Raw genomic sequence first — 16,368 nt, forward strand, 5'->3', positions numbered from 1 at the left:
GGGCGGGGCGCGGACGTGGCGCGGAGAGCTACTCCGCGGCCTCGGTGACGGGCAGCAGCTGACCTGCGACGAACGGGGTCAGCGTCTCGACGAACGTGGCCGTGACGTGTTGACGATCTTGATAGACCATGACGCCGCCGATGACCGACGGGCAGGTCTCGTCGTCGCAGAAGTACGGCGTGAGATCGATGAGGTCTGCACCGGAGGCGGCCGCGGCGGCTACCTGCGGGTCGGTCAGGAGAGCATCGTCCCTCGGCAGGTCGCACTCGCTGGTCGCCGTGGCGTTGGCGACGCACGTCTCCATGTCGGGAATGCCTGCCTCGATGGGGTTCGGGTTGTCCCTGATCGCGACGACGTCAGTCCCGAGGGACTCGAGCCGCGACCAGTCCCCGGCGAAGCCGCGGGACGCGGCGGCGTCGTTCGTCTCGCCTGCCGACGCCCGCCACGTCGCTCCGGTGACCGCGGAGACGACGACCACGTCGGGACGTGTCTGCTCGAGGATCTGCATCACTGCGTCGTTCCACTTAGGGCAGGCGTTGCCGTTCTCGTCCGCTCCTGCGGTCGACACGCTCGAGAGCGGGCAGCTCGACCTGACCATCGTCGTGAGGGCCCAGCCTTCCCGGTCCGCGAGGCGGGCCAGGGCCGGCTCCCACTGGCCGGCGTGCGAATCTCCCACCAGGACCACCTGCTCGGCATCGGCGTCGTCCGAGCCGAACGAGCAGGATGTCACCTCGGTGAACGGCCCGAGACGCTGCTGGCACCCCTCCGTGTCCTCGCTCGCCGTCCAGTTGTCGGACTTGGCGATGAGAGGGTCCGGGACGACATCGGCGAGGTCTTCAGGCCCGGCGAAGTCACCCTGTGAACTCGCTGCAGCACCGAACCCCGGGGGGAACTCTCCGGCCAGTGCATCGAGCTCACGAGTAGCCGCGGCGGTCTCGTAGTGGGGGACCGCGATGAGGAACGCGGCGGGGATCGCGACGACCACCGACACTGCGACCACCGTGCGGATCGCTGGGCCAGCGACTGTGCGCGGTGTCCGAGCATGGTGGCGAACGGCTGGGGCGCCACCTCGGAAGCGGTCCTCGACGAAGGTCTTGGTCACTGCAGCGGCCACGATGCTGGCGCACAGGATGAAGGCCTTGTTCCCCGTCGTGAGGGCCTCGCCGGTGACGAACGGGAGGAGGACGATCAGCGGCCAGTGCCAGAGGTAGAGCGAGTAGGAGATGTCCCCGAGCCAGGACAACGGAGCCCAGACGACCACAGGCGTCGCGCCTTCTGCCCGCACCAGCGGGGCGAGCAGGAACAACGCGGCCCCGCCCACCGGCAGCAGTGCGAACCAGCCGGGGAACGGCGTGGCGGCTGAGAACGCGAGCGCTCCGGCTGTCATGGCCGCCACCCCAGCCCACCGCACCGTGCTCTCAGGAACGGCTGATCGAACAGGACGTGCACGGAGGAACGTGAGGAGACCACCGACGGCGAACTCCCAGACACGAGTCGGGGTGATGAAGTAGGCGACGCCGGCGTCGTACCCGGTCATCGCGATCGAGACGACCAAGGACGCGAGGGCCACGACGACGAGCCCGCCGCACAGCCAGGCCCCCGGCCGTCGTCGGCGACGACTGATCACGAAGATCCCCAGGAGGAGGACCGGCCAGACGAGGTAGAACTGCTCCTCGACGGACAGCGACCAGAAGTGCTGGACCGGGCTCGCGTCGGCCGCTGCAGCCGAGTAGTCCACGGAGTTGGCGGCCAACGCCCAGTTCTCGACGTAGAAGGCGCTGGCGAGGAGTTGCCGACCAGTCGCGGCCCACACCGTGTGGGGAGCGAAGAGCAGGGTCCCGAGCCCGGTGACGGCCAGCACGAGTCCTGCTGCGGGCAGCAGGCGTCGCACCCGCCGCACGTAGAACCGGCCGAGGTGGACCTTGCCGGTGTTCTCCAGCTCACGACGCAGGTGCGCGGTGATCAGGAAGCCCGAGATGACGAAGAAGACGTCGACCCCGACGTACCCACCCGGCAACCTGTTGGGGTACAGGTGATAGGCGACGACGAGCATGACAGCCAGCGCGCGCAGAGCTTGGATGTCGGCACGGGCGACCCGTGAGTTCTGGTTGACGTTCATCGTTCCCTGGACCGGGTCTGGACGGCCGCTCGCGTTGCCCGCGACCGATCGAGCTGGATCATGTGATGTGGCGAGGGCAGACGCGTTCGCCGGGCGGACCTCAGAGGTCGGCGTGCAGCTGCCAGACCTTGTCGGCCGAGTCGCGCCAGCTGAAGGCCCTGGCACGGTCGAGCCCGGCGATGCCGAGGCGCGACGAGAGCTCGAGGTCGGCGACGACCTGGTACATGGCCTGGGCCAGGCGCTCCGGGTACTCGGCGGCGGGCTCGCGGGCCACGACCACGGCCGCGTCGGCCGCCACCTCCACGAGGGCGGGCGCGTCCGAGATCACCGAAGGCGTCCCGAGGCTGAGGGCCTCGACGACGGGCAGTCCGAAGCCCTCGGCGAGGCTGGGGAACACGAAGACCGAGGCGCGCTGCAGCAGCACGGCGAGCTGCGCGTCGCTGACGAAGCCGAGGGTGCGTACCCGCTCTGCCGGCAGACCCGCCTCCTCGGCGATGTCCGCGACGCGGACGTCGCCCCAGCCCTCAGGGCCCACGATCAGGAGGGGCAGGTCGGGTGCATCGGGGTGGGCCAGCGCCTTGATGAGCGGCTCGATGCCCTTGCGGGGCTCGACCGTGCCGACACTGAGTGCGTACCGGTCGGGCAGACCGAGGGACTCGGCGATGGTGTCGGGGTCGTCCGGCACGACGAGGGCATCGCTGACGGCCCCGCCGATCACCCTGATGCGGTCGCCGAAGCGGTACCACTCGTCGAGGTCGGCGGCGACGGCGTGCGTGGGCACGACGACCGCGTCGGCGTACTTGTAGGCGCGCTTCGTCATCGCCTTGTGCCACTGCACGCCGCGCGGAGTGAGGGTCTCGGGGTTCGTCCACGGCACCGTGTCGTGGATCGTGGCGACGGTCTGGTTGCCGGGGTCATGGAGCCGGTCGTGCTTGACCAGGGGAGCCATCAGGCTCGTCGCGTGCACCATGCCGCCACCCCGGAGGCCGACGACGCCGAGCTGCCAGGCCAGGGCCATCTCGCGACGTCCCAGGGGCGACTTGGCGATGTTCGACAGACCGGGGAGGCGGTCGGCCAGGTCGTCGTACTCGGCCTGCGGATGCGCGGCGACGACGGCCTCGACGTCACAGCCCTGAGGGGCCGAGGCGATCAGGCCCCGGGTGATCTCTTCCGTGTACCGGCCGATGCCGCCGGGGACGGGCGCGAGGATCTGGTCAACGACCACTCGAAGCGTTGTCATCGTTCTCCAAGACTCCCCGGTCGGCGGCCTCGGTCAAGGCTTCGGTCCACGGGCGCAGGGGAGCCAGACCAGCTTGTTCCCATGCACCGTGACCGAGCACGCTGTAGCTCGGTCGCGGTGCGGGTCGGACGAAGGTCGAGCTGTCGGTCGGCTCGACCCTAGCAGCGTCGAGACCGGCGGCTGTGAACACCGCGCGGGCGAAGTCGAACCAGCTGGCGGTGCCCGAGTTGGTGCCGTGGTAGACGCCGGCGGGGGCCCCGGAGTCGACCAGGGCGACGATCTGGTGGGCCAGGTCGAGGGTCCACGTGGGCTGGCCCACCTGGTCGTCCACGACGCTGACGGTGTCCCGCGTCGCGGCGAGCTTGAGCATCGTCTTCGCGAAGTTCGGGCCGTGCTGCCCGTAGAGCCAAGCGGTGCGGACCACGTAGGTGCGGTCGGGGTTCGCCTGCAGCGCTAGGCGCTCGCCCTCGGCCTTGGTGCGGCCGTACGCGCTCACCGGGGCCAGCGGGGCGTCCTCGGCGTAGGGCGACGTGGCCGTCCCGTCGAAGACGTAGTCGGTCGACACCTGGACGAACACGGCCCCGACGGAGGCGGCTGCCTCGGCGAGCAGGCCGGCGGCGGTCCCGTTGACGGCGAGTGCCGCCTCCTCGTCGGACTCGGCCGCGTCGACCGCGGTGTAGGCGGCGGCGTTGACGACGACGTCGTGGCCCTGGACGGCCGCGAAGACGGCGTCACGGTCGGTCACGTCGAGGTCGGCCCGGCCCAGCACGGTGACGTCACGGCCGAAGAGGGCCTCGAGCAGGTCGGAGCCGAGCATCCCGCGGGCACCCGTGACGAGCCAGCGTCGACGGCCGGCGGTCGTGGCGTCGCTCATGCGAGTGCCGCGCGCTCCTTGAGGGGCTGCCACCACTCACGGTTGTCGCGGTACCACTGCACGACGTCGGCGAGGCCCTGCTCGAAAGGCACCTGGGGCTCGTAGCCGAGCTCGGCGCGGATCTTCGAGATGTCGACCGAGTAGCGGAGGTCGTGGCCGAGGCGGTCCTGGACGCGGTCGACGGAGGACCAGTCCTTGCCGGTGGCCTCGAGCAGCATGCCGGTCAGCTCTTTGTTGGTGAGCTCGGTGCCGCCGCCGATGTTGTAGATCTCGCCGGCGCGGCCGCCTACCAGCACCATGGCGATGCCGCGGGTGTGGTCGTCGACGTGCAGCCAGTCGCGGATGTTGTTGCCTTCGCCGTAGAGGGGCACGTGCACGTCGTCGATGAGGTTCGTGACGAAGAGCGGGATGACCTTCTCGGGGAAGTGGTACGGGCCGTAGTTGTTGCTGCAGCGCGTGATCGAGATGTTCAGCCCGTGGGTGCGGTGGTAGCTGCGGGCGAGCAGGTCGCTGCCGGCCTTCGACGCCGAGTAGGGGGAGTTCGGCTCGAGGGGGCGGTCCTCGGCCCAGGAGCCCTCGGCGATGGAGCCGTAGACCTCGTCGGTCGAGACGTGCACGAAGCGCTCCAGGTCGTTCCGCAGGGCGGCGTCGAGCAGCTGCTGCGTGCCGAGCACGTTCGTCTCGACAAAGATCGACGCGTCGCGGACCGACCTGTCGACGTGCGACTCGGCCGCGAAGTGGACGACGGCGTCGACCTCGGGGAAGAGCGTGTCGAGCAGGGCGCCGTCGCGGATGTCGCCCTCGACGAATCGGTAGCGGGGCGAGTCGGCGACGCTCGCCAGGTTCGCGAGGTTGCCCGAGTAGGTGAGCGCGTCGAGCACGACCACCTCAGCGCCCTCGAGGCCCGGGTACGCGTCTTCGAGGGTGCGTCGGACGAAGTTGGAGCCGATGAAGCCGGCGCCGCCGGTGACGAGGATTTTCACGCAGGAGAGCTTTCTCTGGGGGGAGTCGGTCGGGGTCAGTTTAGGGCACGGCCAGGTTCAGTCATGGCGGGCCGAGGGGCCTTGGCCGCCGCTGAGCGTCGCCCGTGCGCGTTGCAGCACGCGACGAGCGATCGGCTTGGCCAGTTCGTCGTTGAGGCGACGGACGTCATCTTCTAGACGCTGAGATCGTCGTCGCCGAGCGGCGTTCTCCTGTCGGGCCTGCTCCAGTTCCCGGCGTGCCTCATCGAGGCTCGCGACGGCGTCGGACAGGGCCTCGCCCAGCCGTTCGGCGTCCCGCCGTGTTCGACCACTCTGGCGACGTCGTTGGCCCGCCAGCTCAACTGCGTCGTCTCGCTCCGTGCGCAGCGTCGCGATGGTGGCGTCGCGTTCTGTGAGTTCCTTCTCCAGGCTCGACACTCGAAGGAGCGCGGGTGTCTCGAGCCGCTTCAACTTGGCGAGTGGAGCGAGGATCGCGTTCTGGAACTTCGTCGCAGGCAGGTCGGTCCTGCGCTGCAGGTGAGGCGAGACCGGGGGCCAGCGGTGCCACTCGGACTCTCGGTTGTCAGAGACCAATCTGGTCACCCGCAGATGCTGGCTCCTGACAGCCTGAGAGATCGAGAGCTGGTCCCGGCGGGAGTAGCGCATGACGTGATCACTCCACGAAGCCATGGTCGCCTTCACTGCAGGCGTGCTTCGACGGGCGATCATGCCTGTCCACAGAGGTCGTTCCTCCAAGACGTCCGGGTCGCTTTCCGCATAGTGGATGAGTTGCTCGTAGACGCGTGACGGGTCGTCGTAGCCTCCGTCGACCACAGCGGTGAACTCGTCCAGGACCGTCTCGCGGAAGCTGTGCTCGAACAGCGCGACGTCGGCGTCGCGGAGCCAGGAGTCGAGCACGGCACCAGGGTCGGCGATGAGCTCGACTCGGTTGTCGATCCACAGTGTCTCGGTGAAGTCGGCGAGGTCTGGATGCCCCAAGATCTTCAGCGAGCGTGCGCTCCGGATCGAGTCGAGCGGGAACCGAGGAGCAGCGAGGCGGACCTCCCAGGTCTCACTCGTCAGGTCGGGATCGTCGGTGAAGCAGATGAAGGGGACGGTGGAGCTCACCGCAGCGGGTTGCTCCTGCAATCCCTCGTAGTTGCCGAAGAGCGCCGTGTAGACCGCTCGCTTCGGAGTTCGCGTCGACGTGATCTTCGACTGATCCAAGAAGGCGGCAGCCTCACGGCCTCCGACGATGAGGGCGTTCTCCCTGTGGAACCCACCCCCGTGCAACAAGGTCCCGAGTTCCTCGGGCCCGTCGACCTCGATCTTGACGAGTTCCTCTGTGCCCGTCTTCTTCAGGACGAGGGGGAACCGACTGGTGAGGTCCCAGAGATCCTGGACCGGCATGTGAAGGACCTCCAGCATGACGACGACGACGCTCGCGGAGCTGAGGGTGGCCGCCGTTCCTTGCAGGACTTCGGACTCATGGCCTTCGACGTCGATCTTCATCACCACCGTGTCAGGGTGAGAAGCCGCCAGTTCAGCGTCGACGGACGTGGAGGGGACCTCTTCTGTGGCCGCGGGAACTGGGCTCGGACCAACGTGGCTCTTGCCGGACCACTCAGGGTCCCTGCTGAAGGTCACCGTTGTGCCGGCGACTGCGCCGACCGCGACCTCACGCAGCTCGATGCCGTTCGACAAGCCGGCGACCGTCTTCCGAAGAGCCGGCAGGACGCTCGAGTTCGGCTCGAAGGCGACCACCCGCCTGCACGACGAGAGATCAGCACCGGCGAGCATCTCGCCGTAGTTGCTCCCGATGTCCAACGCGACGTCCCACGCGTTCAGCGCGAGTGCCGCCCGCCACAGTTGCAGAGACTCTGGGTTGAGGTCTCCGTTCGCCTTCGCGAGGGCGCGCCCTCTCCGGTCGTTCGGATCGAACCACACGGTCTGCCCGGCGGTGTTGAGGACGGAGCCGAGCTCTGCTTCAGTCATGTTCGTGCCAATCCTGCTGGGTGGTGAATGCGGCCCCGGGTTGCATCTCAGCGGCGTCCTACGATGTTCCGCAGGTGCGACGACGCGCGCGGTGACAGCGATCCCAGAGCAAGCGCCGCTCGCCGCTTGAGCGAAGCACGTCGGGGATAGAGATGGAGTCCCGCGGCGGAGCTCACGTGGCCGAGGAGAGTCCAGCGTCGTCGCAGGCGCGCTACGTCGATCGGCTGTTCGACGGCGTTCGCCAAGGCCGTCACCACGTCGATCGTCGTCGAACCACACACGGTGTCAGCGATGTCCTCGGCGAGGCTGGAGAAGGAGTGGGTCTCTGCATCGTGAACTCGCTCCTGCCACCCCCGGTGTCCGGTGTGGGGTACTGAGACTATGACGCGGGGAGCGAGACGGGCCGCGGCCGTGACATCCGCGAGAGTCCGGACCGGCCCGAGGAGGACGACTCCGTCGAAGAGCGCGTCTGTGGCACCTGCTCGAGCCACGGCCTTGTCTCTCCTCGGCGGTCGTAGCCCAGAAGAGCGGCCGGAGGTCGACAGGAGCGTCGCCCGGTAGTCGGCGGGGAGGTTCGCGAGGACCGCATCGGCTCTTTCCCGGTCGGTGGGCGTGGGGCGCGCGGGGAGCAGAACAGCGATGCGGCGGAGAGCATCGCCCGGCGCGAAGGTGTCAGCGAAGAAGTCGACCGGGTCTCGTCCCGAGTCCCGGTACAGCTGCAGGGCGCCGACGTAGAACGGATACCGCTCCACCAGGATCTTCTCGTGGGCGAAGCGCAGGGAGCGGCCGCGGTCGCCGCTGAAGCTCGTCGACCCGGTGTGGAACACCAAGGCGCGGTTCGCGAGGACGGACCGGTAGCCCACGAGATCCATCCGCAGGCAGAAGTCGTTCTCCTCCCCGTAGCCCGGCGAGAACGTCTCGTCGAAGAAGCCGTGAGCGTCGATGAGCTCCCGTCGGACAAGGAAGCAGAATCCCATGGCGACAGGTGCGATCGTGAATCTGGGCAGGTGGGGGAGCACCGCGGCGTGTACCTCGCGGGACCGGCCGACGGGGCGTCTCGTGCTCGCCACCCGCCGAGCATCCGGGAGGCTGGCGATCGTGGCGTTGTTGGAGCGGGCAGTGACGACCCCGTGTCGCGGCGACGAGTAAAGGACGGCCGAGAGCTCCTCAACGAATCCTGGTGTGGTGACGGTGTCGCTGTTGAGGAGCAGCACGTCGTTCCCGCTTCGGTCGAGTTCCAGGACAGCGCGGTTGCAGTTCAGTACGAATCCGAGGTTTTCTGCATTGCGGTTGTACGAGAAGCCCGGGTTGCTCCCGATGAGCTGGAGGAGCAGCGATTCAATGTTATCTGCCTGAGGGCCGAGGTCGTTGCTGAGGATGATCTTGTCCCGAGTGAGGTCGACATTCGCGATGAGCGACTCGACGCAGGCCACTACCCCCTCGGGATCGTCATAGATCGGCACCACGATCGTCACGGGCCGCCGACCGTCCACGACGTTCATCGGCCCCGGAGCCGCCTCGCTGCCGCCCCCGGCCTGCTGAGGACCCTGCCGACCATCCCCGTTCGTGTCCTGACCCGCGATGCGAGCAGCCCGAGTGCCATCTTCGCGGTCATCGCCTCGACGGAGGCGAAGGCGGCAGGCAGGGCGAACCAGTACTGAGCAACGCGGGGCAGCTGATAGCCCGGCTGGCCTATCAGTGCTTCGAGCCTGTCGATGACTGCCTCGTTGCTGTGGTCCCCGGTGAGCACCGCGTCGATACGATCAGAGCCGGCGGCTCCGTGCGCGAACGCAGTAGCCGGGTCCGTTGCGTACGCCTCGAGCGCGTCGGCGAGCGATGCCACGTCCGAGGGGTCGAACAGGCTCCCGGTCGTCCCGGGGACGACGAGCTCGGCGCTGCCTCCTGACGCGCTCGCCACGACTGCCCTCCCGACAGCCATGTACTCGAGAGTCGTTCTGCCGAACGCCTCGATCGTCGACGGGGTGACGCAGACGTCTGCGGCGTCGATGAACGGGAACGGATTCTCCTGCTCGCCGACGATGGTCACTCGCCCGTCGAGCCCAGCTGCACGGGCACGATCACGAAGTTCCACATCGTAGCCCGGGGACTTCCACGAGCCCACGATGCACAGCGACGCGTGCGTTCCACGAGCCGCGAGGACACCCAGTGCGTCAATCACCCGGTGCTGCCCCTTGCCCGGCTCCACGCGTCCGACCACGGTGACCTTGAGTCCCGGTGAGGCCTGGGGGAACGGCCGCGTCGTCGGTTCTTCCGAGGCGCGCGCCCGCACAGCATCCAGATCGACCTGCGGGTAGGCGACCGAGATCTTGTCCGGCTCCATGTACTGAGCGAGATGCGCCTTGACGGCGTGCGAGTTCGCCACGACTGCGTTCGACAGGAGGCCGATGTCACGGAACGTCGACTCTCGCCCGATCTGGAAACTCAGACCATGATCGAGGTCGCCGAACTCACGGACGAACCAGACGTGGGGGATGCCGAGCGAAGCCGCCGCGAAGGCAGCCCACGGGGCGACCAACGTGTTGGTGACGACGAGATCGGGCTTCTGGGAACGCATGAGCTCGGTCATCGCCGAGACGGCTGCATAGTCGACCGTCGCGAAGGCTGCGATCTCGCTCGCCGGTGCAGGCTGCGGCGACGGAACTGCCCAACCGCGGAACCGATAGGCCTTGAACGGCCAACCGCGCTCTTTGAGGGCCTTGATGAACTGCCCCTGGGGGGCCTTCGTGAGGAAGACGGGCTCGAGATCGGGCCGCCCCTCCAGCCAGTCCTCGACCAACCTCAGGAGCGAGCGCTCCGCGCCACCGAGATTGACCGGGGCTGTACTGTGGTTGGAGAAGAAGACGCGCACACCTGAAGTCTAACAAGTGTTGTCCGGCTCCCAGGAGGGCTGCCTAAGCTGACGTGTCTCGACCCGATCCTCATCGGGCGCGTGAGGATGCTGAGGCTCCTGTCGCGCCCCACCTGAACAGCGACGCCGGCCCGTGCCCGTCGGAAGCGGAACCAATGTCCTACATCTCAGAGCTCGTGTCGTCGCGCGAGCTGCTCGCGAACCTGACGATGCGCGAAGTCAAGGGCAAGTACCGCCGCACTGTCTTCGGGCAGCTGTGGTCCTTGATAAACCCTCTGGCGACGATGCTCGTCTACACGATCGTCTTCGCGTTCATCTTCCGGGCCCGAATTGTTACGGGCGACCCGAGCGGCCTGACCATCTACCCGCTCTGGCTCATGGCAGGTCTTCTCCCGTGGACGTTCTTCACGCGCGTCGTCAACGGGAGCATGGCCTCGATCGTGAGCAACGGATCGCTCATCAAGAAGGTCTACTTCCCGCGGATGAACCTGCCCTTGTCGACGGTCGGCTCGGTCGGGTTCACCTGGCTCCTCGAGATGGGCGTGCTCTCCGTCGCGCTCCTCATCGCGGGTGCCTTCGTCCTTCCGTGGCTCCCGGTCGTCGTCCTGGCCATGATGTTCCTCGCCCTCTTCGCAGTGGGGCTCGGGATGATGCTCGCCATCGCGAACGTCCATTTCCGGGACATGCAGCACTTCGTGGGGATCGTGCTCCAGATGTGGATGTATCTCACGCCGATCATCTACCCGGTGTCGCTCGTCGCCGATGCCGCTGAGAACGGGGGCAGGCCCTGGATCCTGACCCTGTACCGGCTTAACCCGCTGGAACGGTTCGTCGAGGTGTTCCGGAACCTCCTCTATGACACGCGGTGGCCAGACTTCTCCGATTCCCTGTACTGCGTCCTCGCGTCACTCATCGTGTTCACCCTGGGGTTCCTCGTGTTCTCCCGAAACGAGAAGAAACTGGCGGAGTTGCTGTGACTCAGAATGCAGTCGTCGTGGACGACGTCTCGAAGAAGTTCCGCATGTACCACGAGCACAACAACTCGTTGAAAGCAGCGCTGATGCGCGGACGTAAATCCGTGCACGATGACTTCTGGGCGCTCAACAACGTGTCCTTCGAGGTTCCGGCGGGATCGACGTTCGGGCTGATCGGCCGCAACGGCTCGGGAAAGTCGACGCTCCTCAAGTGCCTGGCTCGAATCCTCCAGCCCGAGAGCGGCACGATCACGGCGAATGGACGGCAAGCGTCCTTGCTCGAGGTCGGCTCGGGCTTCCATCCTGAGCTCTCCGGGCGCGAGAACATTTTCTTGAACGGTTCGATCCTCGGCATGAGCAGGAAGGAGGTGACGTCGAAGTTCGACGAGATCGTCGCATTCTCCGGCGTGGAGAAGTTCATCGACCAGCCCGTCAAGAACTACTCGTCCGGCATGTACGTCCGATTGGGCTTCTCGGTCGCAGTCAGCGTCACCCCCGACATCCTCGTCGTCGACGAAGTCCTGTCCGTGGGTGACGCCACGTTCCAGAAACGCTGCCGAAACAAGTTCCAGGAGATGAAGAAGAGCGGTCAGACCATCATTCTCGTCTCGCACTCGATGAGCACTGTCGAGTCGATGTGTGACCAGGTCGCATGGCTCGACAGCGGGACCCTGCGGCAGGCAGGCCCGGCCAAGGGTGTCATTGCCGCGTATACAGCGACCGTCTGATTGACAACGAGAGCGCCTCGTGGACGGCCGGGACTGTCTGACTAGCGGTCCGCTGACGAACTGCCTGTCGTCCGGTTCGACGACTGACGTGTCACCGTCTGCGGAGCACCCGCTTTCCCAACTTGACTCCGGCTTCGGCAGCTCTGTATGCGCGGCCGGAGGTCACGGCTGCGAGTTCATCGCGGACCCTCCGGAGTTGTTCCTCGTCACCTGATGTGTCCCGTCGTGCGGCGGCGTCGACCAGGGCCGCCGTCTCTGCGCGCTCCACAAGCGACTCGACCTTCTCCGGTAGCGGACGGCCGTTCCACGTGTTCCACGACTTCAAGACCGTGGCGAGGACCCCGCTCGTTCCCGTCCCCACTTCGACACGCGTGTCTGCAACCCGTGCCGCGATCGCATCGAGGAAGAGTCGAGCGGAGTTCGGACCGGCATCTGCCCAACGAAGCACGCCGTCGTCGATGTCCAGTCGTGCCCAGAATGCGTAGCGCCGTCCGAACGACGCGAAGCGATCGCCATCGAGCTTGCCGGCGACGTAGACGCCGATGGCGACGATGTCGTCATCCACCACTTCGGACCTCACCGTCGCGCCGGGCATGGCATGGGCTACCTGAGACGCCGCCGCCGGATCCGTGACGACCTCGAGGGCGATGTGATCGTTTGGCGGCGAGAGAGCGGGAAGAATCCTCGACAGCTCGGCGTCCGAGCAACCCCTCAGGTCGACTGCGACGCGGAGCGGAGACGGAGCGTCCACGAGCAGATCCGCGAACCTGTCGGCAGGGTGCACCGAATACTTGAGGAACCCTCCCGTGGCCTGTCCGTAGAACGGGTAGCGCGCCTCGAGGATCGCCTGGTGCGCAGAGCGGAGCTTGTTGCGTCTCGCTCCGACGAAGCTCTTCGAGCCGGCGTGCAGCACCAGGGCGCGGTTCGAGATGAGGGACTTGTAGCCGTGGGCGTTGATCCGGAGGCAATAGTCGTTTTCCTCGCCGTATCCCGGGGCGAACACGTTGTCGAAGAGGCTGTGTTCCCGGATGAGGGACCGTCGCGTGAGGAAGCAGAAACCCATCGACACCGGCGAGACGTACCATCGGGGCAGGTAGCCGGACAGAGCGTCGAAGACGGCGACTGTCCTCGCTTCGGTGCGTGAGGCAGAGCCGTGCGTCAGGCGGAACGGGATGCTCGCGATCGTGGCGTTGTTGCTCCTCGCGCAGACGACGCCATGGTCCTCCGAGGCGTAAAGGACCTCGCGCATCTCATCCAGGAAACCGGGGGTCGTGACGGTGTCGCTGTTGAGGAGCAAGATGTCGTTGTCCGACGTGTCTAGCTCGAAGACGGCTCGGTTGCAGTTGCCGACGAAGCCCAGGTTCTCCGCGTTGCGTTCGTAGCGGAAGCCTCGGTGACCGTCGAGGGAGGCCAGGACCGCGCGTTCGATGTCGTCGGCGTCTGGACCGCAGTCGTTGACGAGCAGTACCTGGTCACGCTCGAAGTCGATGTTCTCCTTGAGGGAGGCGATGCACGCCAGGAGGGATTCGAGGTCCCCGTACACAGGCACGACGATGGTGATCGAGGGGAGCGTGTTGTTCACAAGTGTCCTTGGATTGGAGGAACGGGCGGCGAAGTCAGGGACGCGTGAGCAGCGTCGAGGCTGTCGTGGCCACGGCATCCGCCAGCGACCCGCCCAGGGCGCCCGGTCTCACTGGCAGGAACGAGCCAGGCCCCTCCGCTCGCTCGCGGCGGACTGCAGCGACGATGGCGTCGGCGAGGGCTCGTGGCTCCGTCGCGACTGCGTCCAGGCGTTCATGGAGATCTCGTCTCGTCCCGCCGAAGTCGTTGGTCACCGCGTAGGCGCCGGAGATGGCCGCATCGAAGGGGGGATGGCTCGGGTGCGGACTGTACTGGAGGGAGAGCACGACGTTCGTCGAGGCCAAGAGATCGAAGTACTCGTCCCAGGGCAGCGTGCCCACGCTGGTCAGCTTGTGGCCCGAGCCTAGATCGACGGCGCGGTGCTTCTCGCCGGCAGAGACAAACTCCACCGGCAGGTCTTCTTCGTGCAGTTCACGAGCGGCCATGCGGAGTGCGGTGAGCCCGAGGCGGTATAGGTTGCGGTGCTTGCTCGGTCGACCGTAGAAGAGGACTCTGGTGACCTGCTCCTTGCGGCGGTCGAGCGAGACACGTCGCAGGAGGTCGAGGTCGAGATCGGGTGCGAAGGTGCGTGAGCGCGGGATGGCGAGCCCCTGGTGTTGTTCGAGGTAAGCCCGGAGGGGTTCTGAATTGACGATCGGCTCGAAGCCGTGCTGATACGTCGACGCCGCGACCGCGTACTCGGTCGACCAAGGACTGAAGCCTGGCTCGTAGTCCTGCATGAGGTAGGCGACTCGGTCAGGGGCGATCCTCCCTCCTTGGACGGCGACGTCCACGGCGTGTGCGGTCTTCCAGTGAGTGACCAACCAGAAGTCCTGAGATGAGAACGCGACCGTGGGGATGTCCTCCCGGGCGAAGAGCTCGACCTCCGCAGCGTCCTGGAACCGTGAGCGCAAGAACTCGAGCGCAGCGCTGCTGCTGTTCCCGGTCGTCGTGTATGACACCATCACGACGCGAAGTGGCACGTGGAGGGCACGCGACATGGCGAGGCCGACCGTCACTGCCGTCTGGATGCCCGCGAAGGCCGCGCCCTCCCGGATCTCCCCGACGACGAGATTGAGTCGCGGCTCGGCCCCGTCCTGCACCGTGATCCCCGCGAGGGAGAGACTCGTCTCGACGAGCCCGGCGAAGGCCTGGGTCTCGAGGGGCGCGTTGTCGGATTCCGCCTGCGCGATGCTCGTGTTCCGGGAGTCGCCCGGCCTGGTAGTTCGACGACGTGCCGACGGGGGCGCCAAGCGCTCCCGTACGTCGTTCCTGTAGCTGCCGTTCGCGACGTAGGCGCGGTTGACCCGTGCCAGATCTTTGAGCAGGTGGCCGATCTTGGCGGCGTTCATCACGAAAGCGGACTCCCCACGAGGTCGACGCGGCACGCAGGCCCGCGCATCGCCCGACCAGCCTAGCGGCGGGCGCGGGCTGACGCCTACGGCGTCGTTGCTATGCTCTCGGGGTGCAGACGAGAGAACTGGCCATCCCCGGCGCCTGGGAGTTCACCCCGAAGCAACACGGTGACGACCGCGGCGTCTTCTTCGAGCAGTACCGCCACGACGTGCTCCAGGAGGCCGTGGGCCACTCCCTGGCCCTGAAGCAGGCCAACACGTCGGTGTCGGCCCGCGGCGTCGCCCGCGGCATCCACTACGCGCTGGTGCCGCCGAGCCAGGCCAAGTACGTGTCGGCGCCCAAGGGCGCGTTCATCGACTTCATCATCGACATCCGGATCGGCTCGCCGACCTTCGGCCAGTGGGACAGCGTCGTGATCGACGACGTCGACCGCCGCGCCGTGTACCTGTCCGAGGGGCTCGGGCACGCCATCGTCGCCCTCACCGAGGGCGCCACCGTCAACTACCTGGTGACCGAGACCTTCAACCCCGAGCGGGAGAAGGGCCTGAGCGTCCTCGACCCCGACGTCGGGCTCGTGTTCCCCGACGACATCGGGGAGATCCTCCTCTCTCCCAAGGACACGTCGGCGCCGACGTTGGCCGAGGCCGAGTCACTCGGGCTGTTGCCCACCTGGCAGGAATGCCAGGACCTCTACCAGCAGCTCCGAGCTGCGAACTAGGCAGGTATGCGCGGAATCATCCTCGCCGGCGGGTCCGGCACACGTCTCTACCCGATCACCAAGGGCATCTCGAAGCAGCTGATGCCCATCTACGACAAGCCGATGGTCTACTACCCCCTCTCGACGCTGCTGTCGGCGGGGATCCGCGAGATCTTGATCATCACGACGCCCGACGACGAGGCCCAGTTCAAGCGCCTGCTCGGTGACGGCAGCGACCTCGGCATCGAGCTGACCTACGCGGTGCAGCCCTCGCCCGACGGCCTGGCCCAGGCCTTCATCATCGGCGAGGACTTCATCGGCGACGAGAAGGTCGCGCTCGTGCTCGGCGACAACATCTTCCACGGCGTGGGCCTCGGCTCGAGCTTGCGGGCCAACACCGACCCCGACGGCGGCGTGATCTTCGCCTACCACGTGGCGAACCCCCGGGCCTACGGCGTCGTCGACTTCGACGAGACCTTCACGGCGCAGTCCATCGAGGAGAAGCCGGAGCACCCCAAGAGCAACTACGCGGTGCCCGGCCTGTACTTCTACGACAACACCGTGGTCGAGATCGCGAAGCGCATCGAGCCCAGCTCGAGGGGCGAGCTCGAGATCACGACGATCAACGAGGAATACCTCAAGGCAGGCAAGCTGCAGGTGCAAGTTCTCGACCGCGGCACGGCCTGGCTCGACACCGGCACCCACGAGTCGATGATGCAGGCGTCCGAGTACGTCCGTGTCATCGAGCACCGTCAGGGGTACAAGATCGGCTGCGTCGAGGAGCTCGCTTGGCGCCGTGGCTGGATCGACGACGAGCAGCTCCGCGCCCTCGCTGCGCCCCTCGTGAAGAGCGGCTACGGCACGTACCTGCAGGGCCTGCTCGGCTAGTCGCTCCTCGCCCGTCCCCGCTCGGGGGGTGGTGGACCTCTGCCGT

13 protein-coding genes are annotated in these 16,368 nt (G+C 67.0%); 4 read left to right on the top strand and 9 right to left on the bottom strand.

Annotated features, from left to right (window positions below; translation table 11 throughout):
- Positions 1-28 precede the first annotated feature (28 nt).
- The 7 genes from ES689_RS01960 to ES689_RS01990 form a co-directional block, all read right to left on the bottom strand.
- Entirely contained in the window at positions 29-2,119 is a 2,091-nt protein-coding gene (locus ES689_RS01960; protein ID WP_146899476.1) for an acyltransferase family protein, read from the bottom strand.
- A 100-nt stretch (positions 2,120-2,219) separates the two neighbouring features.
- The gene (locus ES689_RS01965) at positions 2,220-3,359 is read right to left on the bottom strand and encodes a glycosyltransferase family 1 protein (RefSeq protein ID WP_146899479.1); all 1,140 of its coding nucleotides are present in this window, start codon (positions 3,357-3,359) and stop codon (positions 2,220-2,222) included.
- Entirely contained in the window at positions 3,334-4,233 is a 900-nt protein-coding gene (gene rfbD / locus ES689_RS01970) for a dTDP-4-dehydrorhamnose reductase (RefSeq protein ID WP_146899482.1), read from the bottom strand. The genes ES689_RS01965 and rfbD overlap by 26 nt, the downstream gene beginning before the upstream one ends.
- Entirely contained in the window at positions 4,230-5,216 is a 987-nt protein-coding gene (gene rfbB / locus ES689_RS01975) for a dTDP-glucose 4,6-dehydratase (RefSeq protein WP_146899485.1), read from the bottom strand. The genes rfbD and rfbB overlap by 4 nt, the downstream gene beginning before the upstream one ends.
- 57 nt (positions 5,217-5,273) lie before the next feature.
- Positions 5,274-7,190, bottom strand: a complete 1,917-nt coding sequence (locus tag ES689_RS01980; protein WP_146899489.1) for an FkbM family methyltransferase — start codon at positions 7,188-7,190, stop codon at positions 5,274-5,276.
- Between the two features lie 47 nt (positions 7,191-7,237).
- A complete protein-coding gene (locus ES689_RS01985) occupies positions 7,238-8,665 on the bottom strand; it encodes a glycosyltransferase family 2 protein (RefSeq protein WP_191330130.1) in 1,428 nt (475 codons plus the stop codon).
- Positions 8,666-8,688: 23 nt separating this feature from the next.
- A complete protein-coding gene (locus ES689_RS01990) occupies positions 8,689-10,059 on the bottom strand; it encodes a glycosyltransferase family 4 protein (RefSeq protein ID WP_146899495.1) in 1,371 nt (456 codons plus the stop codon).
- Positions 10,060-10,214: 155 nt separating this feature from the next.
- On the opposite strand from ES689_RS01990, the gene ES689_RS01995 reads away from it, so the two are divergent.
- Both ES689_RS01995 and ES689_RS02000 read left to right on the top strand, forming a co-directional pair.
- A complete protein-coding gene (locus ES689_RS01995) occupies positions 10,215-11,036 on the top strand; it encodes an ABC transporter permease (RefSeq protein ID WP_146899498.1) in 822 nt (273 codons plus the stop codon).
- Positions 11,037-11,053: 17 nt separating this feature from the next.
- Positions 11,054-11,761: an ABC transporter ATP-binding protein gene (locus ES689_RS02000; RefSeq protein ID WP_223269333.1), complete on the top strand. Its 708-nt coding sequence runs from the start codon at positions 11,054-11,056 to the stop codon at positions 11,759-11,761.
- Between the two features lie 91 nt (positions 11,762-11,852).
- Here the strand turns inward: ES689_RS02000 and ES689_RS02005 are convergent, their stop codons facing one another.
- Both ES689_RS02005 and ES689_RS02010 read right to left on the bottom strand, forming a co-directional pair.
- Entirely contained in the window at positions 11,853-13,343 is a 1,491-nt protein-coding gene (locus ES689_RS02005; RefSeq protein ID WP_191330132.1) for a glycosyltransferase family 2 protein, read from the bottom strand.
- Between the two features lie 34 nt (positions 13,344-13,377).
- The gene (locus tag ES689_RS02010; protein ID WP_146899503.1) at positions 13,378-14,733 is read right to left on the bottom strand and encodes a glycosyltransferase; all 1,356 of its coding nucleotides are present in this window, start codon (positions 14,731-14,733) and stop codon (positions 13,378-13,380) included.
- 113 nt (positions 14,734-14,846) lie between these two features.
- Between ES689_RS02010 and ES689_RS02015 the strand changes: the two genes are divergently transcribed.
- Both ES689_RS02015 and rfbA read left to right on the top strand, forming a co-directional pair.
- A complete protein-coding gene (locus tag ES689_RS02015) occupies positions 14,847-15,455 on the top strand; it encodes a dTDP-4-dehydrorhamnose 3,5-epimerase family protein (protein ID WP_146899506.1) in 609 nt (202 codons plus the stop codon).
- Between the two features lie 6 nt (positions 15,456-15,461).
- Positions 15,462-16,322: a glucose-1-phosphate thymidylyltransferase RfbA gene (gene rfbA / locus ES689_RS02020; RefSeq protein ID WP_146899509.1), complete on the top strand. Its 861-nt coding sequence runs from the start codon at positions 15,462-15,464 to the stop codon at positions 16,320-16,322.
- Positions 16,323-16,368 lie beyond the last annotated feature (46 nt).

The sequence above is a fragment of the Frigoribacterium sp. ACAM 257 genome (genome assembly GCF_007954365.1).
Lineage (GTDB): Bacteria > Actinomycetota > Actinomycetes > Actinomycetales > Microbacteriaceae > Frigoribacterium.